Source organism: Rhodococcus sp. BP-241 (genome assembly GCF_019836145.1).
Taxonomy (GTDB): domain Bacteria; phylum Actinomycetota; class Actinomycetes; order Mycobacteriales; family Mycobacteriaceae; genus Rhodococcoides.
In genome coordinates, this window is sequence record NZ_JABUEI010000002.1 from 456,300 (window position 1) to 478,607 (window position 22,308).

19 protein-coding genes are annotated in these 22,308 nt (G+C 65.3%); 4 read left to right on the forward strand and 15 right to left on the reverse strand.

Annotated elements, in window-relative coordinates; translation table 11 throughout:
- Positions 1–23 precede the first annotated feature (23 nt).
- The 3 genes from HQ308_RS22450 to HQ308_RS22460 form a co-directional block, all read right to left on the reverse strand.
- On the reverse strand, positions 24–1,241 hold the full coding sequence (locus HQ308_RS22450; RefSeq protein WP_261775745.1) for an ABC transporter substrate-binding protein: 1,218 nt from the start codon (positions 1,239–1,241) through the stop codon (positions 24–26).
- Between the two features lie 66 nt (positions 1,242–1,307).
- On the reverse strand, positions 1,308–1,619 hold the full coding sequence (locus tag HQ308_RS22455) for a hypothetical protein (protein ID WP_261775746.1): 312 nt from the start codon (positions 1,617–1,619) through the stop codon (positions 1,308–1,310).
- A 132-nt stretch (positions 1,620–1,751) separates the two neighbouring features.
- A complete protein-coding gene (locus HQ308_RS22460; RefSeq protein ID WP_261775747.1) occupies positions 1,752–1,880 on the reverse strand; it encodes a hypothetical protein in 129 nt (42 codons plus the stop codon).
- A 10-nt stretch (positions 1,881–1,890) separates the two neighbouring features.
- Between HQ308_RS22460 and HQ308_RS22890 the strand changes: the two genes are divergently transcribed.
- Both HQ308_RS22890 and HQ308_RS05425 read left to right on the forward strand, forming a co-directional pair.
- Complete coding sequence (locus tag HQ308_RS22890; protein ID WP_308115678.1) at positions 1,891–4,689, forward strand: PD-(D/E)XK nuclease family protein; 2,799 nt, start codon at positions 1,891–1,893, stop codon at positions 4,687–4,689.
- Positions 4,686–7,889 (forward strand): exodeoxyribonuclease V subunit beta, encoded by a 3,204-nt coding sequence (locus HQ308_RS05425; protein WP_222645786.1) that lies wholly within the window; start codon positions 4,686–4,688, stop codon positions 7,887–7,889. Before HQ308_RS22890 ends, HQ308_RS05425 begins: the two co-directional genes overlap by 4 nt.
- 257 nt (positions 7,890–8,146) lie before the next feature.
- Here the strand turns inward: HQ308_RS05425 and HQ308_RS05430 are convergent, their stop codons facing one another.
- The 5 genes from HQ308_RS05430 to HQ308_RS05450 form a co-directional block, all read right to left on the reverse strand.
- Positions 8,147–9,286 carry a DUF5925 domain-containing protein gene (locus tag HQ308_RS05430; RefSeq protein ID WP_222645788.1) on the reverse strand — a complete coding sequence of 380 codons (1,140 nt, stop codon included), beginning with the start codon at positions 9,284–9,286 and terminating at the stop codon, positions 8,147–8,149.
- 19 nt (positions 9,287–9,305) lie between these two features.
- A complete protein-coding gene (locus HQ308_RS05435; protein ID WP_222645790.1) occupies positions 9,306–10,010 on the reverse strand; it encodes an HD domain-containing protein in 705 nt (234 codons plus the stop codon).
- Positions 10,011–10,022: 12 nt separating this feature from the next.
- Positions 10,023–11,369, reverse strand: a complete 1,347-nt coding sequence (locus tag HQ308_RS22470; protein ID WP_261775748.1) for a hypothetical protein — start codon at positions 11,367–11,369, stop codon at positions 10,023–10,025.
- 517 nt (positions 11,370–11,886) lie between these two features.
- Positions 11,887–12,141: a DUF2834 domain-containing protein gene (locus HQ308_RS05445; RefSeq protein WP_308115679.1), complete on the reverse strand. Its 255-nt coding sequence runs from the start codon at positions 12,139–12,141 to the stop codon at positions 11,887–11,889.
- A 21-nt stretch (positions 12,142–12,162) separates the two neighbouring features.
- Positions 12,163–12,759, reverse strand: a complete 597-nt coding sequence (locus tag HQ308_RS05450) for a TetR family transcriptional regulator (protein WP_222645792.1) — start codon at positions 12,757–12,759, stop codon at positions 12,163–12,165.
- 118 nt (positions 12,760–12,877) lie between these two features.
- Between HQ308_RS05450 and HQ308_RS05455 the strand changes: the two genes are divergently transcribed.
- Both HQ308_RS05455 and HQ308_RS05460 read left to right on the forward strand, forming a co-directional pair.
- Positions 12,878–14,467, forward strand: coding sequence for an MFS transporter (locus tag HQ308_RS05455; protein WP_308115680.1), 1,590 nt, complete (start codon positions 12,878–12,880; stop codon positions 14,465–14,467).
- 81 nt (positions 14,468–14,548) lie between these two features.
- Entirely contained in the window at positions 14,549–14,857 is a 309-nt protein-coding gene (locus tag HQ308_RS05460; RefSeq protein ID WP_222645983.1) for a hypothetical protein, read from the forward strand.
- 125 nt (positions 14,858–14,982) lie between these two features.
- On the opposite strand, the gene HQ308_RS22895 is transcribed toward HQ308_RS05460, so the two are convergent.
- The 7 genes from HQ308_RS22895 to HQ308_RS05495 are packed head-to-tail and all read right to left on the reverse strand — an operon-like array spanning position 14,983 to position 22,222.
- The gene (locus HQ308_RS22895; RefSeq protein WP_308115681.1) at positions 14,983–15,669 is read right to left on the reverse strand and encodes a hypothetical protein; all 687 of its coding nucleotides are present in this window, start codon (positions 15,667–15,669) and stop codon (positions 14,983–14,985) included.
- A 9-nt stretch (positions 15,670–15,678) separates the two neighbouring features.
- Positions 15,679–16,959 carry a competence/damage-inducible protein A gene (locus HQ308_RS05470; protein WP_222645794.1) on the reverse strand — a complete coding sequence of 427 codons (1,281 nt, stop codon included), beginning with the start codon at positions 16,957–16,959 and terminating at the stop codon, positions 15,679–15,681.
- 24 nt (positions 16,960–16,983) lie between these two features.
- Positions 16,984–18,276, reverse strand: coding sequence for an MFS transporter (locus HQ308_RS05475; protein WP_222645795.1), 1,293 nt, complete (start codon positions 18,274–18,276; stop codon positions 16,984–16,986).
- A 55-nt stretch (positions 18,277–18,331) separates the two neighbouring features.
- Positions 18,332–19,726: a dihydropyrimidinase gene (gene hydA / locus HQ308_RS05480; protein ID WP_222645797.1), complete on the reverse strand. Its 1,395-nt coding sequence runs from the start codon at positions 19,724–19,726 to the stop codon at positions 18,332–18,334.
- Positions 19,723–20,109, reverse strand: coding sequence for a gamma-glutamylcyclotransferase (locus HQ308_RS05485; protein WP_222645800.1), 387 nt, complete (start codon positions 20,107–20,109; stop codon positions 19,723–19,725). Before HQ308_RS05485 ends, hydA begins: the two co-directional genes overlap by 4 nt.
- 6 nt (positions 20,110–20,115) lie before the next feature.
- Positions 20,116–21,270, reverse strand: a complete 1,155-nt coding sequence (locus HQ308_RS05490) for an FAD-dependent oxidoreductase (protein ID WP_308115683.1) — start codon at positions 21,268–21,270, stop codon at positions 20,116–20,118.
- Positions 21,260–22,222, reverse strand: coding sequence for a dihydrodipicolinate synthase family protein (locus tag HQ308_RS05495; protein WP_222645802.1), 963 nt, complete (start codon positions 22,220–22,222; stop codon positions 21,260–21,262). Before HQ308_RS05495 ends, HQ308_RS05490 begins: the two co-directional genes overlap by 11 nt.
- Between the last annotated feature and the right edge of the window lie 86 nt (positions 22,223–22,308).

Here is a 22,308-nt window from a genome sequence, read left to right on the forward strand (position 1 = left end):
GTTGTGGGGCTTCCCGCCATCATTCAGCCCCCGTCGTAGCCGCCCCTAACAGCTTCCTCACCGTGTTGGAGACGGAGATGAGCTCCGGCTTCTTTAACGTCGCGCTGTACTCCCGGTGCGCCGGTAAGTGCACGTCGAGGATGTCCATGATCCGTCCCGTCCTCGGGCTCATGACGACCACCCATTTGGCGAGGTAGACCGCCTCGGCAACGGAGTGGGTGATCAGCATGACCGTAGGCCTTCGCTGCGACGGCCTTTTTGTTCATGCCGCGCATCTCGCCCTGGAGCAGGATGTTCTTGCGGACGGTCCGCCACTCCAACAGTGTTGCGCGCTGGAAGATGTAGCCAATGTTGCGTTGCGGTCCCGTGACCTCCCTGTCCCGCAGGCTGACCGAGCCGCGGGAGGCGCCGGTCAGACCGGCGACCACTCTGAGAAGTGTGGACTTTCCGCAGCCGGACGGGCCGGCGATAAAAACGAATTCTCCCTCCACGACTCGAAGATCGACGTCGGCGAGCGCGGTGACGTCACTGCGTTTGGAGGAGGACTGGACGGTGAGGTTCTCGACAAAGACGGCGGTGTCGGTCATGGTGGGGCGTTCGGTGGTGATGGCAGAAATGTCGTCGCTCATTCCGCGGTGGAGGTAAAGGAGGCGTCCCAGTACTTGGAAGGCTTCGGCACCTTCTTCGGTGAGTCCGACGTCGCTGAGGACGCTGATGGTGTTTGCCCAGTCCTCATCGCTGTTCATGCCCGGTGCCATCCCTTCGGTGTTCTCGGTCGTGAGAAGGGGGATCGTTTCCTGCCAGTGCTGTAGCAGCACCGACTCCGGCGGGGTCTGCGGGTCCTTGCCCACAATGGGCTTGACGGCCTCTTCGGGGTTGGCGATGGCAGCCTCGAACGAGTCGGTGGTGGCGTCGACCATGGCCTGCACCAGCTCCGGGGAGCTCTCGATGGTCGAGGTGTTGGCGATGAGGCCGTCGACCCTACCGGACAGCATCGCGGCGATCTTGCCCGCGGAGTCGAGGCTCTGCTTCTGCACCTGGTCTTCAGGGACGCCGGCGCGGTCGAGGAAGATCGGGAACGTCGTGGTGGGGGCATCACCGGCGGAGACGGCGATGGTTTTGCCGGCAAGGTCGGCGGTGGTCTGGATGGGACAGTCTGCGTAGACCTGGACCGCGGACGGCGTCGTCTGCAGGAAGACGCCCAGGCTCTTCACCTTCACGCCTTTGTCGATGTTCGACATGACGGCGGCGGAGTCGGCCCAGCCGAAGTCGGTCTGGTTCGAGTCGGCGGCCTGCGCGGTCTTGGTCTAGCCCTGTCCGGCGGTGATGGTGAGGTCGATGCCGTGCTTGGCGAAGATCCCCTCCTGCCCGCCGTAGTAGAACGGTGCGTGCTCGCCGTAGGGGTACCAGTTGAGCATCAGGGACGTCGCGGTGGTCTCACCGTCAGCGCCGGGAGCCTTCTCCGTGCCTCCACCGCCGCCGCATCCGGCGAGAGCGAGCGACGCGGCTACCGCGGCCACGAGGGCAGTCTTGAGCTTCAGAATGCCGCGCGAACACATGATGATGAGTGCGGCGAACAGCATGGCGGTGTCGATCTTTCCGTTCGCCTGGAGGATCACGTAGCCGAGACCTTCGTTGGCGCCGACGAACTATCCGACCACCGCGCCGGTCACGGCGAGTGTCGCCGCGATCTTGAGGCCGGACATCAACTGCGGAAGCGAGGCAGGAAAGCGCACCTTGCAGAGCGTCTTTCACTTGCTTGCGCCCATCGTGGACGTCAGTTCGAGGATCTCCGGGTCGACGGACCGCAGGCCCGCCATGCCGGCTGCAACAGTCCGGGCCGTGACCGATTTTCTACGAATGTCGCGCAGTTGAGGCATGGTGGTCACTGTGGACGAATCAGCAGCAACGCGGCTTGTCGCGGCAGTCGTGGCGTCGAAGTCTGCTGACCCACTACGCGCGCTGACAGTGGTCGTCCCCAGCCCCGCCGCCCGGCGAGACGTCACCCGAGCACTAGCGCTCAGCGGCGGATCTGCCAACACCCGCATCGTGACCCTCGATGCTGCTGTCGACGTTCTCGCAGCGCCAGCGCTGACACCGCGACTCCCACTGCCTTATCCGCTGCTTGAGGCGTCCATCGAGCGAATCCTCGACGCCGAGCCGGGTCGATTCGACCACGTTGCGGACCAACCCATCACCGCCCAAGCCTTGGCCACCGCATCATTTGTCCTGACCGGATACGCCAACCCGCAGGCTGAGTCGACCACACTCGTGGACGAGATGCTGCGCATCCACCGTCTTGCGGTGGCCGTGCACAGCGATTCCTATTACTTGCGCCACGAGGCGTATGCGGCTGCGCTCGCCAACCTCGATGAACTCGGCGCGATCATCGTCTACCTGCCCACCCCGGTCTACGCAGCGTCTGCGCACCTCCTCGACGTGATGCAGAACCGGGGAATCACCGTCGATGCCACCGACACTGTCCACGGTTCGCTGGTCGTTCACGCCTCCGACGCCGACGACGAAGTGCGGGCCCTCGCGCGCATCGTCCGGGCCCACCTCGCAGACGGGATACCTGGTCATCGGATCGGCGTCTTCTACGGCTCTCGTGATCCTTACCTGCGGCTGCTGCATGAACACTTCGCCGCCGGTGACATTGCTTTCACCGCACCGGAGTGTCACGGTCTCGCCGACCGTCCTATTGCTCGATCACTGATCGCGTTGCTCGAACTGGATCCTGCAGAAGTCCCTCGGCGCGACCTGCTGGCCGCGCTGGCGGGGCGTGCGGTGAAACGACCAATGATGAACGACGCGCCGATCTCGCAGTCGAAGCTGGAGCACCTGACCCGCAAGCAGGTGCCGATCGTCAGCGGCACCGACTGGGACCGCCTCGCAGGCGTGGAACCCGATGCAAAGTTCTACGACACAGCCGTCGCCATGCACGGTTTCGTGATGACATTGCGCCAGACCCTCTCTGCCATCGCATCGTCGACAACGTGGGCGGATGCATCGACTGCAATCGAGGCCCTGATCAATGACCATTTCGCCGCGCCGACCACTGAGCAGGCGAGCGTCGACCATTCGCTGATCGGGAGGATCGTCCGTGACATGGCCCATCTCGACGGCATCGCGCCGAAGCCGTCGAGCAACCGCATCGCCGACGCGCTTGCCAGCCGCATCGACGCCATCAACCGCACCGTTGGCGACGCCGCCGCTGCGGTCACCGTCGGCCCGCTGTCGGCAGCAGCCGGCCGCGATTTGGAGGTGTCGATCATCGTCGGCGCCGCCGAAGGCATCATTCCTGCCCGTCGGCGCGCCGATCCGCTACTGCCGCCCGGACTCACAGGTCTTACCACCGCCGACGACATCGCGCACGACCGTCGGCTATGGAACCTGGCACTGGCCGCGGGCCGCTCCCATCGCATCGCCACGTTCCCGCGCGGCAGTCTCCGCGGCGGCGCCGAGAAGGTTCCGTCCCGCTGGCTCCTACCGACGATGGAGTATCTCGCTGGGAAACCAGTGGGTGTCGTTGATTGGCAGAAGGACACGGCTAGCGCACCCGGCATTGTCACCATCGAGTCGTTCGACTCGGCAATCCAGAAGGTGGACAGCCGCATCGGAGTAAGCTCCGTGTCGGCTACCGAATGGCGCCAACGAGCCCTAGCGGCTGTGGATGCTCGTGGCCGACAAAGCGTATTGATCGACCCCGTCATCACCAACGGCATGGCCCTACGCAGCGACCGACTCGAGGGCCGTTTCACGCGGTTCAACGGAAACGTCTCGAATGTGCGAGAGCTGCTGCGCTACTTCGATGGTTCAGTGGCGCCCACCGGCCTGGAAGCGTGGGTCGCGAGCCCGTACAAGTTCTTTCTTTCCCATGTGCTGAAAGTTCGGGCGCTGGTAGATCCGGATGCGTCCGCGCAGATCGATGCCCTCGCAAAGGGAACGCTGATCCACGCAATTCTCGAGCATTACGTCCGGAGGGTGATCGACGGTGAGGAGCCGTCTCTCGACCGTCTCCTCACCATAGCCGACCGGGAGCTGGTCACAGCGCAGGAAAGCGCCCCGGGATGGTTGCCACAGCTGTGGGACAAGGACCGCGCTCTGATCCGCGACGATCTCACGGTGTGGTTCGCGCACGATGCTGCCGATCACGCCAATGGATGGTCGCCCTTGATGGTCGAGAAGACGTTCGCGGACAGCGACGCGGTCATCGCTGTTGACGGGGGAGTGGTAAGGTTCAACGGATCGATCGACCGCGTAGATATCCACAGTGACGGCCGTATTCGCGTCACCGATTACAAGTCGGGACAGGCCAAGTACTTCAGCAAACTCACCAGTAGTTCGCCGACCGATAGCGGCGTCAAGTTCCAGCTGCCCGTCTACGGACTGTTCGCGCGGACTCTCGGCACCGACGTCGTTACCCGCTACTGGTTCATCACCAGCAAAGGTGAGTTCGATGACGTCGGATACCCGCTGACCGACGAGGTGCTCGACGTCCTCATCGACGATGTCTCCCTGATTTACACCGCGATAACCTCCGGCTACTTTCCGCCCCGCACAACCGAGTCGTATTTCACCGACGATCTGATTGCTCTTGTCGGCAAACGCGGTCTCGAACGCGCTTGGGCGAGCCTCGAAGACGTGCCCGAAATCGACAGCTACCGGCGGAAATACGAGCGTTCATGACATCCCGAGAACTGGTCGACTCGACGGAACGCGACCGTATCGAAAGCGATACTGCAGCAACGCTGTTCGTTGAAGCGGGCGCTGGTAGCGGCAAGACGCACTCACTGGTCCGACGCATCTGTCACCTCGTGCTCAAGGACGGCATCGAACTCGATCGGATTGCCGCCATCACCTTCACCGAGAAAGCCGCTGCCGAATTGAGGGAGCGGGTTCGCGTCGAGCTGGCGAAGCACGCAGGTGGTCTGGCCGAACGCGCGTTGCTGCAGGTCGACACCGCCGCTATAGGTACGTTGCACGCCTTCGCGGCCCGCATCGTCAGTGAACATCCCCTTGAAGCGGGGGTACCGCCGCGACTACAAGTGGTCGACGCAATGGGCTCGCAACTGTCGTTCGAGCGTCGCTGGCGCCGGATTCAGTCGCACCTGTTCGGTGACTCCTCGACCACGCCCGCGGAACTGGCCGATGCGATGAAGGTGATCGTCGCGTCCGGTGCTTCGCTCGACCAGGTTCGCACGTTCGCCGATGCTCTGGACCGAAGCTGGGATCGGCTGGTCGTCGCAGAGGTCGCTCCTGTCATGGCCATTCCCGATATCGATGATCTGCTGCGTCAGGCTGATCTGGTGGTCGACAACAAGTCGGCGTGCTCCGATCCCGACGACAAACTCTTTCTCCACCTCGACAAGGTCGCGGCGTGGCGTAAAGACCTGGCCGACAGCAGGGGGAGTGCCGCGTGGCTCGCCGTCGCGTTGTTGTGTCCCAGCTCAGGACGTGGAGGCAGAGCCGGCAGTTGGGGCGGAGGGATGCAGGAGGTCAAAGATCTGATCAACGACCTGAAGGCGTCCGCTTCGGAGGTGAGGACTCGCTACGTGTCCAGCGCCATCGAGGTGTTGCTGCACCACCTCGCGGTCGTCATCGTCGATGAGGCTGCTCACCGCCGCCGCGAAGGCCGTCTCGAGTTCCACGACCTTCTGGTGTACGCCCGTGACGTGCTCGAGAACTCGGATGTGCAAGCAGCCGTCCATGCCGCGTATCAACGTGTCATGCTCGACGAGTTCCAGGACACCGACCCGTTGCAGCTCGAGCTGGCCCGCCTGATCGTCGACGGCCAACCCGGCCGACTGTTCACCGTCGGTGACCCCAAGCAGTCGATCTACCGTTTCCGTCGCGCCGATATCGCGGCCTACATGGCCGCACGCGACCTCGCCGGCGACGGCATCGCCACGTTGTCGACCAACTTTCGCTCGACGAAAGCTGTGCTCGACTGGATCAACGGGGTGTTCGGTCGCGCCATCGTCGCCGACGGCCATGTGCAGCCGAATTACACTGCGCTCGACCCCGCGCCCGGGCGCCCGGCATGGAATTCCGATACCGGCCCGAAGCCGTTCGTGTTCATGGACCCGACCACGCCGGTCGACGGCGAAGAATTGATGACGAAGTCCAACGCACTGCGGGCACGGGAAGCGCGCGACGTAGCCAAGATCATCTACACCGCGACGACGGAAGGTTGGCAGAAGGAAGTTGGCGGCTACGGCGCGTACACCCACGAGCCGATCATGTTGCGCGACATCTGCATTCTGATCCCGTCCCGTGGGGTGCTGCCGTACCTAGAAAAGTCCTTGGACAACGCGGGTATCGAATTTCGCTCCGAAGCATCGTCACTGGTGTACTCGACGCAGGAAGTGCACGATTTGCTGCTGGCGTGTCGAGCTCTTGCGAACACCGCGGACGAAGCAGCACTGGTTGCGGCCTTGCGGACTCCGCTGTTCGGTTGCGGTGACGACGATCTGCTGCGGTGGAAAAGCGCCGACGGCAGGTGGAACTGGTTCAGTGGTGCGCCCGCGGGTCTGGAGGAATCGCCGGTTGCCCACGCTCTCGCGTATTTCAAAGCAGTGTGGTTCGACCTCGGCACCATGAACCCCGGTGCGCTGCTGAGCCGTTTGGCGACTGACCGCCGGGTGTTCGAAGTGTCGATGGATTCACCTCGGCACCGCGACGTGTGGCGTCGCCTGCGGTTCGTGATCGACCAGGCGCACGCGTGGTACGACGACGACCGCGGCGATCTGCGGGACTATCTCGATTGGGCGGCGACGCAGAGTGAAGAGGACGCACGTGTCGCCGAGGCGGTGCTGCCGGAGATCGGTGTCAACGCGGTGCGGATCATGACCATCCACGCAGCCAAGGGGCTGCAGTTTCCGTTCGTGATCGTCGCCGGAATGAGCGGTGGCTTCCGCCAAGGGGCAGAGGCGGCGATCTGGGACGACGATGGCGAGCTGCACGCCAATATCGGCGCGGCCACCCAGACAGTGGGCTTCTCGGCAGCCAACGTCGTCGAGAAGAAGCACACCGAGGCTGAGCGAATCCGTCTGCTGTATGTGGCGTGCACTCGCGCCGAGAGCCTCCTCGCGTTCTCGGGTTACGCACCGACAGGTCGGGCCTGGGGCAAGGTGCTCGACATCGCCGATTCCGGAGCACCTGCGCTGCTCGATGTGGTTCGAGTCGAAGATCGAGGTAGTTCTGAGACGGGTGAGTCGGAGGCGTGGGATCAGTGGCAGGCCATCAGCGCTCGTGTCAAAGAGACGTCGTCGATAGTGGCGTCGATGTCGCCGACCACAATCGCGCACGCCGCCACCGACGTCGCGCGCGAAGTGCTAGCCGGTTATCGCGATCACAGTTTCACCGTTCGTACTTCTGCAGAGATGGTGCCGCCGTCGGTGGGGGCTGTCGATCACGGCCCGGAACTCGGCGTTGCTTTGCACGCACTGATGGAAGCCGTCGAGTTGACAGACCCCGATTACGAAGTGAAGGCGCGGGCGGCGGCGTCGCTGGCCGGTCTCGAGGACCCGGATCGCTTTGTGCTGCTGGCGCAGTCGGCCCTGGAGTCGGCACCGGTACGCCGGGCCGCGGAGTCGGAGCACTGGCGGGAGGTGCCGCTGATCGGTCTGGCACCGGATGGCCGCACAGTGGTCGACGGTGTCGCGGACCTGGTCTATCGCGATACTTCGGGGGGTCTGGTGATCGCGGACTACAAGACGGATGTGGGTGTCACTGACCTGACGATTGCGGAGTATTGGGTGCAGCTCGCAATCTATGCGTCGTTGTTGGGCTCAGCTGTTGGTGACGTGGTGTGCCGGCTCGAGTTGATCTTCTGCCGGCCAGGCGGAGCGACGGTGATCAGAAGGGAGCGTGCGACGGCTCGATAGCAGAGTGTTCTCACTTTTCGGGTCTGCGTGCGCGTTCCACCATGTATCCGGTCCTGAGGAATTATTCGTCCAGCCACACCTTCAGCCGGTCTGAGAAATGCGGGTCGATCTCTGTCGCCATGACAGGGTTCGGCTGAGCTCGGGTTCTGTGGAATGCCTCCGCTGGTGCGCGCACCGCGACAGCAACACCGAAGCGCCACCTGCCGGCGGTACTCCCGACCGGGTGCTGATACGCGGCTGGCCGGGACCCGAGGATGTCACAGATACGCGCCGGAATGCTCCGGAGGTGGTGCCTGGGTGCTGATGGTGGTGTAACCACCTGAGAGTTCGAACAGTTCGGCGAGAGTCACCGGTCCCGACGGCGCGGCGGTACCTCGTGGCAGCCAATGTGACGCTTCGTCGATTCCGAATGCGGTGAACTCGACGTTCGCCATACACCGGCCCGGTCGGGTGAGAGCGGGGTGGAGGCGGTCGATCCGCTCGTTGGTCGTGAGCAACAGCAGCGTCTTCGACCCGTGGCCGAGGATGCCGTCGGTTACGTTCAGGAGTCGACCCAGCGCAGCCCCCGCGACGCGACGCGCCGAGGACCGAAGGTACTCGTCCGTGTCCTCGGCGATGATGATCTGCCATCGATCATCGTGGAAAGGACCGTTCACTCGAGGTGACTTGGTAATGACATCCGCCAGGTATGCGGAGTCGGCGAAGAGCCTTTCGGGGTCTGCAATGTAGACCGAGCGGCACCAATTCGACCACTTTCGAGCAAGCGTCCTGATGGCGGTGGTCTTACCCGTGCCGGGCGCGCCGTGCCAGAGAATCAGGCGACCACCCGCTGTCGGTCCCGTCAGATCGGCTAAGCGGGTCAATGCGTTCCGTACCGACGACGGATAGTTGCGCGAGATCTCAGCCCACGGTGCCGCGTCGATCCGGACATTGCGATTCACGGGGCTCGTGCCGTCCATGTGCCACATCGCAAACTCTGTCCGGTCGTCGGGAGCCGGTTTCGGAACCCTTGCCATCGCGACATTCGCGACGTCACGGGCGTAGTCCAACGAGGAAGCTGCTACCGCAACAGACACCTTGCTCCAGCCACCCTCCTTGATCAGCATCGAACACCTCTCGTCGCCCGCGAGAATGGTGGAACGCACACCGACCGTCTCCACATGCCGCGATATCTGGAGGCCCCCAGGTATCAGCTGCAGTACGTCGCCGGCGAAATCGGCGCTCCGCTCGACGACGAAAGGAAACAAGCCGTTCATCTGATTGGACGTGAACTCGGCCTGGACGACGGCCGCTGCTCCGCTCTCGTACCTGCCGTTGACGTCGAAGGTTGCTGTCAGGTCGGATCCGACTGCCGGACCGTTTTCCTCGTTCATCATGCCCTGTTCTCCGACCGCCATGAATCTCTTGGCCCCGTCACTACGTCGTCTGCTCGAGAATCGATCGCAGGTGCTTGTCCAGTTCCGCTGTGCCCGCCGGCGTCAGACGTAGCGCATCACCGTGGGAAGCCGCGGCCTGTTGGAAGATCGGCACCAGCGGTGCGTATTTCCCGAGGAGCTTGGTCCGCCTGGTCTCGTCGGCGAGGTACTTGAGGCTGCCGGCATTGTCGACGAAGTCGGACACCTTGACCAGGAACACCCGCGGATCCTGGATGATCTCGGTGACGTGCTCCGCGTACTGCTCGGCCTTATCGCGGGTCAGATCCTTGGGCGGATTGGTGACGGCTTGCACGAGGGATTGCACGTCGTCACCGAAATGACTGCGGATCGCGTCGCTCGCGTCGGTGCCGCCGAGGATCCGGACGATTCGCTCGGGTTGATCCTCGACGGTGTCGTGCAGGACCGTGGCCACCAGCACGGCGTCGTCGACTACGCCGTATCTGATCAACCGCAACGTATTCCGCGACGGGTGGGTGATGTACGGGTCGGCGGTCTGGTCACCGCGGGCGGTGCGGCGTTGCTCGAGATGTGCGAACGAGGCGACAGCGAGGGCCTCATCGATCTTCGCTGTCTCGATGCCGCTTCCGCGTGCCTCGTAGTGGATCGCGTGCGCGAGCAACGACGGGTCCATGTCCTTCAGAGCGGTGCTGCGAAGTGCTGATGTGATGGCGTCTGTGGTGGTCATGTGTCCTTCCGGTCAGCGAGTATGGGGCAAGGTGTCGGGCATCGAGTAGGAGCAGCCCAGGTGATCGAGGCTGTCCACTCCACCGTGGTCGCGGAACCACGCCGTACAGGCCTGCGCGGCCAATCGCAGATGCGCGGTGAACAGGTACCCGTCGGTGCAGTCGTCGAACAGGTCGTCGTGGTGCCAGGTGTCGAGTGTGAGGCCGTCGACCGAATGGTCGAGCAGGCGCCGCTGCTCCAGCACCGTGCGGGAGCGGCGCACCATCACAACCCCGTCGTCGAGTTTGTGGAGTTGGGCGTTGATCACCTCGTCGTCAACATCCGGGTCGTAGTTGCTGGGGCCCAGATCGACGATCAGACCCACCGGGTTGCCGATCAGCGATTCGACGAGCCAGTTCGCAGTGGCATCCCACGCGTCCACCGGGAAAGTGGTTCCGCGAGTCGTGATGACGCAGTCGAGATGGTGGCCGTGTTCGATCGTCGCGGTCCAGGCCGGGCAGCGCCGACCCACGCCCCGCAGATTCACGATGCCGTCGTCGTCCTGCCACACCCGGCCGAGGACGAACGGTGCAGGATGCGCATGCCCGTCCTGCGACAACGCCTCGATCGACCACCCGGTGAGATCCGTCTGCAGATCCGGCACCGCGACGACACGATTACCGTCGTCCGTGGCGGCGTACTGCCACTCCGGCAACGTCTCGGACACTCGGGTCAGACGATCGCTGCATTCGAGGCGATAGACATCGTCAGCGACCACACGCAGGCGAGTGATGGACCAGCTGCCACTCAAGCACCACAACGCTTTCAGGCATCGTTGGGCGGCGCCGTCGAGGTGGGCTGAGCGCGGGTCCACCACGAGATGCTGTCTGCCCGCCGGTGAGGGAGTTCTGCGGACCGAGAGGTATTCGTCGAAGCACGAGAAGATGGTCTCGCCCAGCCCCCGGTCGGTGTTCGGCGCGGTCGTCTCGATCTCGACGGTCACCGTGAAGGCGGGCGTCTCGGGCTCCTCGTACCGGAACTCGGCGTTGTCGGGCTGCGTCGGAAACCACGGTTCGCGGGCCCACAGATCGGTTCGACAGGTTTCCGCTCCCACGACGACGAACTCCCGAGCGACGCGTTCCGCGGTGTCGAGTGCCTCCTGTGCGGAGACGATCCAGCCGGTGTGAGGGAGTTCGAACACCACGCGCGCCTGCAGCAGCGCGGACTCGTCGATGCGGGCTCGGGGGACGCCGGCGCTCGCCAGCAGTCGTGCGCAGTCGTCCTCGGTGAGATCGTCCAGCATGGTGTCGATCTCGACCGACACAGTGAAGCCGGGATCACCGTCGGGGATGCCGTACGGACCGAAAGGGGATGTGCTCATGTGATTCTCCTACGGCCCGCGTGCTGGGGCCACGACGAGCGAGACCACGTCATCGCTCACTCTCTGTCTACCCGAGGGGTACGACAGGTATCCCGCTCGACCGGAAGGCTCTGCATACTCATCCACCGGCCGGTGACGACGGTTCCGCCCCCACGGATCACATCCTCAGTAGAAGCAGCCTGGTCACTCGAAACGTGATCCGCCCCGGTCGCCCGCGATGCCTTACCGCTATCCGGACCGGGTGAGGCTGTCGTTGTCGTCGAGGTCGGTTGCACCGTCGGCATCGACCGATCGGGCGGTCGAATGTCGGATCCAGGTGACCGAACGTCAATGCAGTCGTCGATACGCGGGTGGCTGGTGTCGGCTGTCGAGAACAAGTCTGTACGCGGAATGCTGTGCAGCGGGGGCACGGTCTTCCCGCGCGGGAACCCCGTCAGGTCGCCAGTCGCAATGCCCGAGCCCTTGCAGCAAGGAAGAAGGGGATCGCGGTGCCGATCCCCACGGTAAAGGTCATGAATTACGTTGCCCACCAACATCGGCGGATCCCGAGTCGACCCGACTCCGGCAGCGCCCACGCGTGGAACGCGACGACGACGAGAATCAGATCGACCATCGCGAACTTGCCGGGCACTGTCGACCAGATCTTGCCGACGAAGAAGTCTGCCACCGAGCGCGTGCCGTGCTCTCGGACGTAGGGGATCGCGATGGCGTTTTGAGCGACGCCGGCCACTGCGGCAATAGCTATCAGGCGGCGTATATCGGTCGCGGTCATGGGGCTCTGACGATCGGGTGATCATCGTTCTACCCGCGGCTCCGCCAATCTCCTGACCGCCTCGCCGACGACGAGACGATGCCGCGCGATCTCGTCGTCTTCCCACCGCCGATGGGCTCGCTGGTCGAGGTCCGGTGTGGTGAACCAGCTGAACAGCACACCGAAAATCAACGTCATCAGATCGGCTGCACTCCAATGGGAGTCGACGTATCCGTCGCGCTGAGCCTGCTCGACCTCGCGAACACGTTCACTCATCACCTCGGAGTGTTCGCTCGCGGGGAGATGTCCCTGCAACTGCGCCCAGAGCAGCATCCGGTGCTCGTCCTTCTCACTCGCGAGGCGGGTGAAGGCATCCATGGAGTACCCGGGTAGATCGCGTGGGGTGAAGTGCACGGACTCGACGAACCGCCGGAAACCGTGGTCCAGTACCGCGCCGAACAGCCGCTCCTTGTCGCCGTAGTACGCGTACAGGCGCTCTTTGCTGGAGCGAGACGCCAGTGCAATCCGGTCGACGCGAGCGCCGGCGAGGCCGTACTCGGCGAACTCGCGGCGTGCGGCATCGAGGATTCGTTCACGCGTGTCAGAGGCGGCGGGGGAGATGGGGGTGTCCGACTTCACAGGCCGAATCCTACGCCAACCAACTAGTTCGTTTGACCGTGTCGGACCGCAACGGTACATTTTCGAATCGTCGAACAGACATTCCACCGCATACCTTTCCCAGGACCGAGGCACGCCCGTGACCAGCACGCCCGACATCGTGTCGTCAGAGAACGACGCCAATCCGAACTACGAGCGTCGTTGGCTCGTGCTGTGCATCGTCGCCATCACTCAGCTGACGATCGTGCTGGACGCGACCATCGTCAACATCGCTCTGCCGCAGGCGCAGGAAGACCTGGGCATCAGCGACAGCAGCCGCGCGTGGGTCATCACCGCCTACGCGCTCGCGTTCGGTGCGTTGCTGCTGCTCGGTGGCCGCATCGCCGACTACTGGGGCCGCAAGCGGTCCTTCCTCGTCGGCATGGCGGGATTCGCGATCGCCTCGGCCATCGGCGGACTGGCACAGGAGGGCTACCAGCTCTTCATCGCCCGCGCCGGACAGGGCGTCTTCGCCGCCCTGCTCGCCCCCGCTGCGCTGGCCATCCTGACCACCACGTTCACCGACGAGAAGGAACGAGCCAAGGCGTTCGGTGTCTTCGGTGCCATCGCCGGTGGCGGCGCTGCCGTAGGCCTGCTGCTCGGCGGCGTGCTCACCGAGTACGCCAACTGGCGCTGGTGCCTGCTGGTCAATGTTCCCGTCGCGATCTTCGCGGCCGCCGCCGCCATCCCGTTGGTCAAGGAGAGCAAGGCTGAGGGCGACACGCGGTACGACGTTCCCGGCGCGATCCTGGTCGCCCTCGGGCTCGGCTCACTCGTCTACGGGTTCACCGAGGCTGAAGACGGCTGGTCCAACGTCTCAACCCTCAGTTTCATCGCGCTGGGCATCGTTCTACTGGCCGCGTTCGTCGTCGTCGAGTCCCGCTCGGCCAATCCGCTTCTGCCGCTGGGCGTCCTGCTGGATCGAGACCGTGGGTCCGCCTACCTCGGTTCGGCCATCATCGGCGCCGCCCTTCTCGGCGGCACCTTGTACCTGACCTTCTACTTCCAGATCGTGCTCGGATTCAGCCCCGTCGTGGCCGGAGTCGCCTCCCTCCCCATGACCGGCGGCATCATGATCACCGCTGCCGCAGCGTCCGCATTGATGCCTCGCGTGGGACCGAAGCCGTTGATGGCTGCCGGCCCCGTCATCTCGGCCATCGGTCTGGTCCTGCTCACGCAGATCGGCGTCGACACCTCGTACTGGACGCACGTGCTGCCCGGAGTGATGCTTCTCGGGCTCGGGTTGGGTCTGCTCATGGTGCCGATGCAGAACGTGGCACTCATCGGGGTCGCCGATCACGACGCGGGCGCCGCCAGCGCACTCGTCAACGCGGCCCTGCAGATCGGTGGCGCCTTGGGAACCGCCGTCTTCACCACGATCTACACGTCCGCCAAATCGTCGTACCTGTCGTCGAACATCGCGCCCGTGCCTCCCGCCGGAATGCCCCCGGAGGCCCTGGCGTCGCAGACCCTGCCGTCCGATTCCGAGCTCGCTGCCCTGCCGGAACCGATCCGCAATTTCATCAACTCCACGATCGACTACATGTTCTCCGCGGAGGTCTCCGGATACGCGCACGCGTTCGCGGCAGCGGCGATCATGGTCATCCTGATCACGCCGATCGTGCTGGTGCTGGTTCGTGCCCGCAAGACCGACCTGCCGGCCGGCGACACCCCGGTTCACATGGGCTGACTCGAGCCGTTCCTACTGTCGAGGTACGACCGCTGCGGCGTAGAAAAACCGCGCACGGCGTGACGCCGGTTAAGGTGCTGCGTGCGCATTCTCGTTCTGTGGGGCGCCCTTGCGGGCGTCGTGATCAGCTTGGTTTTCCTGGGTGTCGAGGGTTTCGCACTTTATCGTGATCAGAGCGAGGTGATCTACGACGGCGCCTACGCGCCGTTGCGTGGCGTCGAGATGACGAAGAGCTACTCGACCACCCTGACGCTCGATCACGCCGGCTCTGGATGGTGGAACGCGCTTCCGGTTCCCTGGTGGAGTTATCCGGTGATCGGGGGAACAGCCGGGGCCGTGGCGTCCGCTGCGGCTGGGTGGCGGGGACTGCGCATCACAGGACGTGGATGACGGTCGCCGTAGCGACAGGATCTCGCGACAACCACGTTTCCCCCTCTGAGAACTCCTCTTGCGGAGCCCGGCTCCGCGCACCTGTTCGAACCACATGACCCCGAGCGCGATGTGATTGCAGGACGTCATGCCTGCCCGGGTAGCTCGTCCGCGAAGTCGAACGAACACCCGAGCCGATCGGCGGCCTCGACACCACCCGCATCTCGCACCCAGGCGACACATGCCCCGGTCGCGAGCGCGAGATCGCGGCTGAACAGATAGCCATCGGTGCAGTCGTCGAAATGCGCGTCATGGTGCCATCTGTCGAGAACCAGTCCCTGCACGGAATGGTCCGCGAAGCGGAGCGTGTGCAGGATGCGGCGCGACCGGCGAACCATGACCACCCCGTCATCGAGGCGGTGCAGCTGCGCGGTGATGAGCTCGATGTCGTCGATCTCGTCGTCCGGGATGTCTGTGTTGGGTCCGAGATCGATGACGAGCCCGGCGGGTTCGTCCTGCATCGACTCGACGAGCCACGCGGTCATCGCGTCCCACTGGTCGACCTCGAGCAGGACGCCCGTCGGCGTTTCGAGACTGATCAGCAAAGCTGCGGCATCGATGACGGCGGCCCACACCTGCGTCGGCCCGTCGTCGTGGAAGAACACCCGACCAGTGTCGTCGACAAGCCCCGGCTGCTCGTTGAACAGAGACGTGTCAGTGGTGCCGTCGACATGGTGGGTGTGGATGGACCAGCCGCGCATGTCCTCATCGGTGACCACGACGTAGCGCGTGAGGAGATCATCCGATGCGAACTGCCAGCGTGGGAGCGTCATATCCGGCCCTCAGGCGTCGCTCAGTGCATCCGCAAGCATGTGCATCGCGACGGTGACCGAGAGTGCGCGGACACTCGCACGATCACCGGGTAGCCGCAGCGTCCGCGTGACGGTCGGTCGCCCCGTGACAGCGATGCCGAAACACACGGTGCCGACGGGCTTGCTTTCCGTACCGCCACCCGGTCCCGCTACACCACTGGTCGAGACGGCGACATCGGCACAGACGCGGTGCAGCGCTCCTTCGGCCATGCGAGCCGCCACGGGCTCACTGACGGCGCCGTGCTCCTCGATCATGGCGGCGGGAACGTCGAGTGAGCCAATCTTCACCTCGTTGGCGTACGACACCACACCGCCGACCACGTAGGCCGACGAGCCTGCCCGATCGGTGAGCCGTGCGGCGATCATGCCGCCGGTGCACGATTCCGCCGTCGCGATGCGGCGGCCACCGGATCGAGTCGCCACGATGTCGTCGATGGTGGATCCGTCGGTCGAGAAGATCTGCGCGCCATGGTGTTGCTCGATGAGTGCCAGTACGCCGGAGTAGGCGCCGGCCGCGGATTCCTCGTAGCGAGTGACCATCTCGAGTTCACCGCGCGACAGGCAGGTGGTGATCGCTAGATCGCCGAACCCGGCAATCGAGCTCTCTGCGGTGCGCAAGGTCGCGGCCAGGTCGGCCTCGGACAATTCGTAGGCCCGGATGGTGTCCTCGGTGACGGCTGTTCTCCGTGCGAGCATTGCGGCGACGGGTGCGCTCTCTATCGCTTCCGGCCACATCGACTGCAGTTCGGAGGGCGGGCCCGGAAGGATGAGGACCGTGGGGAGGGTGCCCGAGTCGTCGGCCATCGCCACGCCCGGTGCCGTGCCTGTCGGCGAGATCGACTGCGCTCCGGCGGGAACCATTGCCTGCTTGCGTACGCCGGCTCGCAGTGGTTCGGAGTCGGCGACGCTGCCGAGCCGACTGCGCCAGCGCTCGACGATCGCCGTGATGCGGCTTTCGAGGTCGACGTCGAGGTGCATCTCGCGGCCGTACAGCGCGGCGACGGTCTCGACGGTGAGGTCGTCCGCGGTCGGGCCGAGGCCGCCGGTCGTGATGATGAGGTCGACGTGCTGGTCGGCGAGGAATTGAACCTGGGCCTTCAGATCGGCCGGCCGGTCACCGCAGACAGTCAGGTGGGCGACGTCGACTCCCATCTGCAGGAGTTGCCGCGCCACCCAGGGGCCGTTGCGGTCGCTGACCCGCCCGGCCAGAACTTCGCTACCCGTGACCACCACACCCGCGCGCACTGCCATGGTTCGACACTACGGCGGCGGTGGTCACGGCCGATCGGGGGCCATGGCGCCCGACTCGCTCAATTGCACGGGTCCGATGCCCTTCTTCAGCGCCCAGAGCAGGAGCGCGCACCCCAGCCCGGACAGGACGAGGCCAGTCCCGAACATGGCGGCATAACCGAAGGCTTGGCCCACCACGCCTGCAGCGAGTCCGGCGATGCCTTGGGAGAAGACGACGGCGCAGGCGAGAAGGGTGTAATCGGTTCCGGCGTAGACGCGTTCGGAGGCGTCCATCATGAGGGCGAAGAGTACGACGGTCGCAGCGCCGCCGAAGACGTGCTCGCTGACGCTGGCGGTCACCACGAGGGCGAGCCCGCCGATGTCGAGTGCCGCGGCGACGTAGAAGCCGAGCGCGAGGGTTTGGGTGATACCGGCGACGAGCAGGGCACGTCGTCGGCCGAAGCGTGTTGCGTACCACGCGCCGAGGGCGGCACCGGCGAGCGCGGAGCCCGAGGCGACACCGCCTTCGAGGAGCGCGATCTGCCCCAGGGAGAGTCCGAGGTCGGAGAGGAACGGACCGACGAGGGCCGACCCCATCGAGTTGCCGAACTTGTAGGCGGCGATCAGGCCGATGAACGCCAGGACACCCGGTCGGCGCAGGCGAACCCACCATGTCCCGGCGAGGCGGACGGCGGTCGTCGACTCCGCGGGTCGCACATCCGCCCTGTCGAGTTGAGTCCGGAGCAGGAGGACCGGGATCGTGGACGCCACGATCAACGCGGCCATCGCGACGAACAGCGCGCGCCATCCCGCAAACGAGAACAGCCACAGCAGAACGCCGCCGCCGACGATCATGCCGATGCGGTACGCCCCGAGTTGGATCCCGTTGCCCACACCTCGGTCGCGTGCGTCGAGTAGCCGGACGGCGAGCCCGTCGGTGACGACGTCCTGCGTCGCGGACAGAACGTTCACGACGGCGATGCCGACGAACAGCCACTGCAGGCCGGACGTGAGGTCGAGGCAGGCCAGCACCAGCGCGACTGCCGCTGCGCCGAGTTGGAGCGAGAGCAGCCACCGTCGTCGACTCCCGTACCTGTCGACATAGGGTGCCCAGAGGAACTTCAATGCCCACGGCGCGAACAGCACTCCGCTCGCGCTGATCGCGACCAGGGAGTAGCCGGACCGCCGCAACACCACGGGCAGTGCCTGGGTGAAGAAGCCGAAGGGCAACCCCTGCGCGAAGTAGAGGGCGCCGAGCAACGCGAACGTGCCGCCGACGATGCCGGAACGGGGGACGCGTGCTCTGTCGGTAGTCGACACGGTGGAAGTCTGGCGCATTCACCGGCGTCCTGCTTCCTCACCCCACTGCGCCGGGGACACCGAGACCCGGAAATCAGACCTGTTTCCGCCGCCCGCCCTCGAAGTCGAGCGGGGCGGCCTGCAGATGCCGACCCCTCGGCGTCCCCTCTACCAGCTCCCCGTCCTGGACGACGACGGTTCCTCCGACGAGCACGGTGACGGGCTTCCCTCGAAGCGTCATGCCCTGATACGGCGTGTAGTCGGTGGCCATGTGGAGAGCATGGACGTCGACGGTCCACTCGACGTCCGGATCCCACAGTGCGATGTCCGCGTCGGCGCCGGGCATCAGCGTTCCCTTGCGAGGGAAGAGCCCGTTGGTCTTGGCGGGATTCGTCGACGTGAGCTCGACGAACCTGCTGGCGGTCAGGTTCGAGTCACGCACGTAGCGCGAGAAGATGACCGGCAGCCTGGTCTCCACTCCCGGTAGCCCGTTGGGCATGTGGCGGACATCGTGGCTGTGGACCTTCTTCTGCGCTGTGTCGTAGCAGCAGTGGTCGGATCCGATGGTCGTGATGTGACCGGTGAACAGGTGCTGCCCCAGTTCCTCGACTGCGACGGCCGACCTGAGCGGTGGACAGCACACGAACCGTTCGGGGTTCTCGCCGCTGTAGGCGCTGTCGTCCAGGATCAGGTGGTGCGCCACCGACTCCGTGAAGGCGACGAGTCCTCGGGTGCGCGCATCCGCCACCAGCTCGACTGCCGCCGCCGTGGACTGGTGCACGAAGTAGACGGGCGCGTCCTGAGACTCCGCGATCGCCAGAATGGCAGCAACGGCTGCCGTCTCGGCGATCTCGGGTCGCGTCATCGACATGTGGGCCGCGTCGATGCCCTCGGTGGCGGCCGCCGTCGTCTGCGAATCCGTGACGATGGCGTCCGACTCGCAGTGGATGATGACCATCCCACCCAGATCGCGAGTGGTCTGCATGGTCTTGAGAATGGTGTGCTCGTTCGCCATGGTCTCGCCGGCGTAGGTCGTGAACATCTTCACGGTGCGGATGCCGTCCTGCGCCATCGTGGCCAGCTGGTCCGCGGTCGTGTCGTCCCAGTCGACGACGCACGCGTGCAGGGCTGAGTCGCACAGGCCGTCGGTCGCCTTCTGCCGCTGTTGCTCCGCAGCATCGAGCGGGGACTGACCGGGCCGCGGGATCGCGAAATCGACGATCGTCGTGGTGCCGCCGAACACGGCAGCCGTCGTGCACTCGCGGTACGAGTCCAGCGACGTGAACTCGCCCGACGTGAAGCCGACGTGGCAATGCGGGTCGACGCCTCCGGGCATCACCAGCATCCCGCTGGCGTCGATGACCTCCGCTGCTGGGTCCACGTCGGCACCGGGAGCGAGAACGGCGACGACAGTGCCGTCGTCGATCAGGAGATCGGCCTGCCCGTGCCAGTTCGACTCGACGAGGGTTCCTCCTCTGATCACCTTCATCGCAGCGTCGCCCGGTATGCGAGCCACCCGCCGAGCTCACTGATGTCGGTGACATCCGAGCGGTCGAGCGCCTCACGGCGCATGCGCATCGAGAGGGAGCCACCCCCGTCGGCGAGTTCGATGACGCCGAGCTCGAGCTCCTCGGGTTCGCGGGGAAGAAGCTCTTCTCGGAGGACGTCGTACTCCACCTCGTACAGCTCACCGGGTACGGGATGCCCACCGGAGGACACGGGGTGCAATCCGGGGAATTCGTCTCGTACGGAGAAGAACTGGTACTTCGGTGCGGTGACCGCCGGGCCGAGCAAACGCGCCCGGTGAAGGGCGTCGTTGAGCGTTCCTCCGGACATCGCCTGTCCGTTGACGAACATCGTGACCAGTGCCATGGGTGCCTACCTTCCGTGTTCTGCGATCGAGGTGAGTCGAGCCGGTGAGAATTGGCTGACGTCAATGTCCGGCACTCGTCCGTGCACCATCGAGGTGAGCAGTTGCGCCCAGAGCGGCGCGAAGGTGAACGAGTAGGTGCCGCCGGCGACGTAGAACCCCGGTGCGCCGTCGACGGCGCCGATGACCGGCATCTCGTCGGGCGTCGTCAGTACCGGGCCGGTCCACGTGTCGACGAGGGGGAGCGCCGCGAGGGAGGGGAGCAGTCGCTCGACCTGTGCGAGATTTCCGGTGGTGCTCTCGGGCAGGGACGACGCAGCGTCGCTGTCGTGGAACGTGCCTGCCGGCCATCCACCGCCGAGCACGAGGCGACCCCGCCGATCCTGCTTGATCGACATGCCTTCCCCGACGTGCTGCACGAGGACGTCAAGGGTGTGCGGGGGTGCGGCGAGTGCGTGCATCTGCAAGGACGTCGGCCGAAGGTCCAACGAGATGCCGGCCATAGACGCGATGCCGGCCATCCACGGACCGGCGACGTCGATCACGGTAGGTGCGACCCACGTGGAGTCGGGAGTGGTCACCGTCCACAGGTCGCCGACTCGTTCCACACCCGTGACGGGAGAGTACGACCGCAGGACGGCACCCTCGGCCTCGGCCTGACGCAGTGTTGCGGGCCCCGCGAGGTCAGGTTCCGCGAATCCGTCGAGGGGACACCAGGTTGCGGCCTGGATGCTGGGTCCCAGTGCCGGCAACAGCCGGCGTGCCTCGGTCCCGGTCAGCACCTCGGTGGGGATTCCCGCAGTGCGTTCCCAGTCGTGTTTGGTCTCGAGTGCCTGTACCTGGTCGTCCGTCTCGGCGACCATGTATCCACCGCAGCGGTTGAGGCCGAGACCGGGAACGCTGTCGGCAAGGTCGTTCCACAGCGAGCTGGTGCGGTGCTGCAGCGGGAGGAGACGTCGGACGTCCACGGCTGCACCCTGGCCGGGACGTCGAGTGTGAATCGTCTGGATGTGAAGGTTGCCTGCGGTTGTCCCGGAGCCACCGGTGTTCGGTGCGGATCGGTCGAGCACGACGACGCGAGCGCCGGACCTCGTCAGTGCCAGGGCGGTCGCAGCGCCGACGATGCCGGCTCCGACGACGACCACGTCGAAGTCAGACTGCACTGCCCACTCCTGCTGTCCGGGATGCATCGGCGATTCCCGAGTCCTCGACGATCCGCGCCAGGTGGTCCAGCGTCGTCGGGTCTGTCACGGGCAACAGCGGTTCGCGGACGCTGCCGCCGGGTTGTCCGAGAAGGTTCATGACGGCTTTGAGCTGGGGAATGGGAGAGGCGTACACGCCGCTGTAGTCGGGATTGATCAGGCGTCCGGACAGCGCGCGGTACTTGTCGGCCCAGGACCGCGCGGCGGCCGCGTCGCGCGCAGCGACGGCACGGTAGAACGGCACGGCGAAGGGCGCGCCCACTCCGCCGCCGTCGATGTTGCCATCGCCACCCAGATCCAGCAGTGCGGCGAGTCCGCGGTGGTGAAGGAAACTGCCGAAGACTCGGACCGTGCCGGCCACCGCCTCGACGGTGTCGAGCATGGAGAGCCAGTTGCCGGTGCTGTCCTTGACGGCCACCACGTTGTCGAGCGCTGCGAGCTCGGTGAACAGCCCGGGCAGAGTGCCCATGTCGACAGCGACGCCACGTGGCCAGTTGTAGACCATGAACGGCAATGCCGTTGCGGCGCTCACGGATCGGTAGAAGGCGAGCAGTTCGTCCTTCGACGGATGAACGTAGGGCGGAGGTGTGGCCAGCACGCCGTCGGCGCCTGACGACTCGGCATGCCGCGCGAGTGCTGCGGAGTCGCGTGCGGTGTATGCGCTGACGCCGATGACGACGGGGAAGCGTCCGCGGACCGCGTCGATGGCGACCTCGGCGACGGTGCGCCGCTCGGCGTCACTCTGGCTGAACCACTCGCCGGTGCTGCCGTTGACGAGAACGCCGTCGACCTCGTGGTCGGCGTACAGGTTCATGAGAGAGGCCAGGGCATCCGTGTCGACTGCGCCGGCGGCGGTGAACGGGGTGGGTGCAGCAGGCCAGTAGCCGGACCAGGCGACGTCATCGCGGTTCATGAATACCTTTCGTGCGGCGTGGAAGCCGGACCGGGTCGATTCGATGGGATCGATTGCATAGACTGCCGTCGGTGAAGACACATCGT

Coding starts and splice junctions, on each gene's coding strand:
- HQ308_RS22450 (WP_261775745.1), bottom strand. CDS start 1,241: ATGTCGAACATCGACAAAGGCGTGAAGGTGAAGAGCCTGGGCGTCTTC.
- HQ308_RS22460 (WP_261775747.1), bottom strand. CDS start 1,880: ATGCCTCAACTGCGCGACATTCGTAGAAAATCGGTCACGGCCCGGACT.
- HQ308_RS05425 (WP_222645786.1), top strand. CDS start 4,686: ATGACATCCCGAGAACTGGTCGACTCGACGGAACGCGACCGTATCGAA.
- HQ308_RS05430 (WP_222645788.1), bottom strand. CDS start 9,286: ATGGCGGTCGGAGAACAGGGCATGATGAACGAGGAAAACGGTCCGGCA.
- HQ308_RS05435 (WP_222645790.1), bottom strand. CDS start 10,010: ATGACCACCACAGACGCCATCACATCAGCACTTCGCAGCACCGCTCTG.
- HQ308_RS22470 (WP_261775748.1), bottom strand. CDS start 11,369: ATGAGCACATCCCCTTTCGGTCCGTACGGCATCCCCGACGGTGATCCC.
- HQ308_RS05445 (WP_308115679.1), bottom strand. CDS start 12,141: ATGACCGCGACCGATATACGCCGCCTGATAGCTATTGCCGCAGTGGCC.
- HQ308_RS22895 (WP_308115681.1), bottom strand. CDS start 15,669: ATGACGCTCCCACGCTGGCAGTTCGCATCGGATGATCTCCTCACGCGC.
- HQ308_RS05470 (WP_222645794.1), bottom strand. CDS start 16,959: ATGGCAGTGCGCGCGGGTGTGGTGGTCACGGGTAGCGAAGTTCTGGCC.
- HQ308_RS05475 (WP_222645795.1), bottom strand. CDS start 18,276: ATGCGCCAGACTTCCACCGTGTCGACTACCGACAGAGCACGCGTCCCC.
- hydA (WP_222645797.1), bottom strand. CDS start 19,726: ATGAAGGTGATCAGAGGAGGAACCCTCGTCGAGTCGAACTGGCACGGG.
- HQ308_RS05485 (WP_222645800.1), bottom strand. CDS start 20,109: ATGGCACTGGTCACGATGTTCGTCAACGGACAGGCGATGTCCGGAGGA.
- HQ308_RS05495 (WP_222645802.1), bottom strand. CDS start 22,222: ATGAACCGCGATGACGTCGCCTGGTCCGGCTACTGGCCTGCTGCACCC.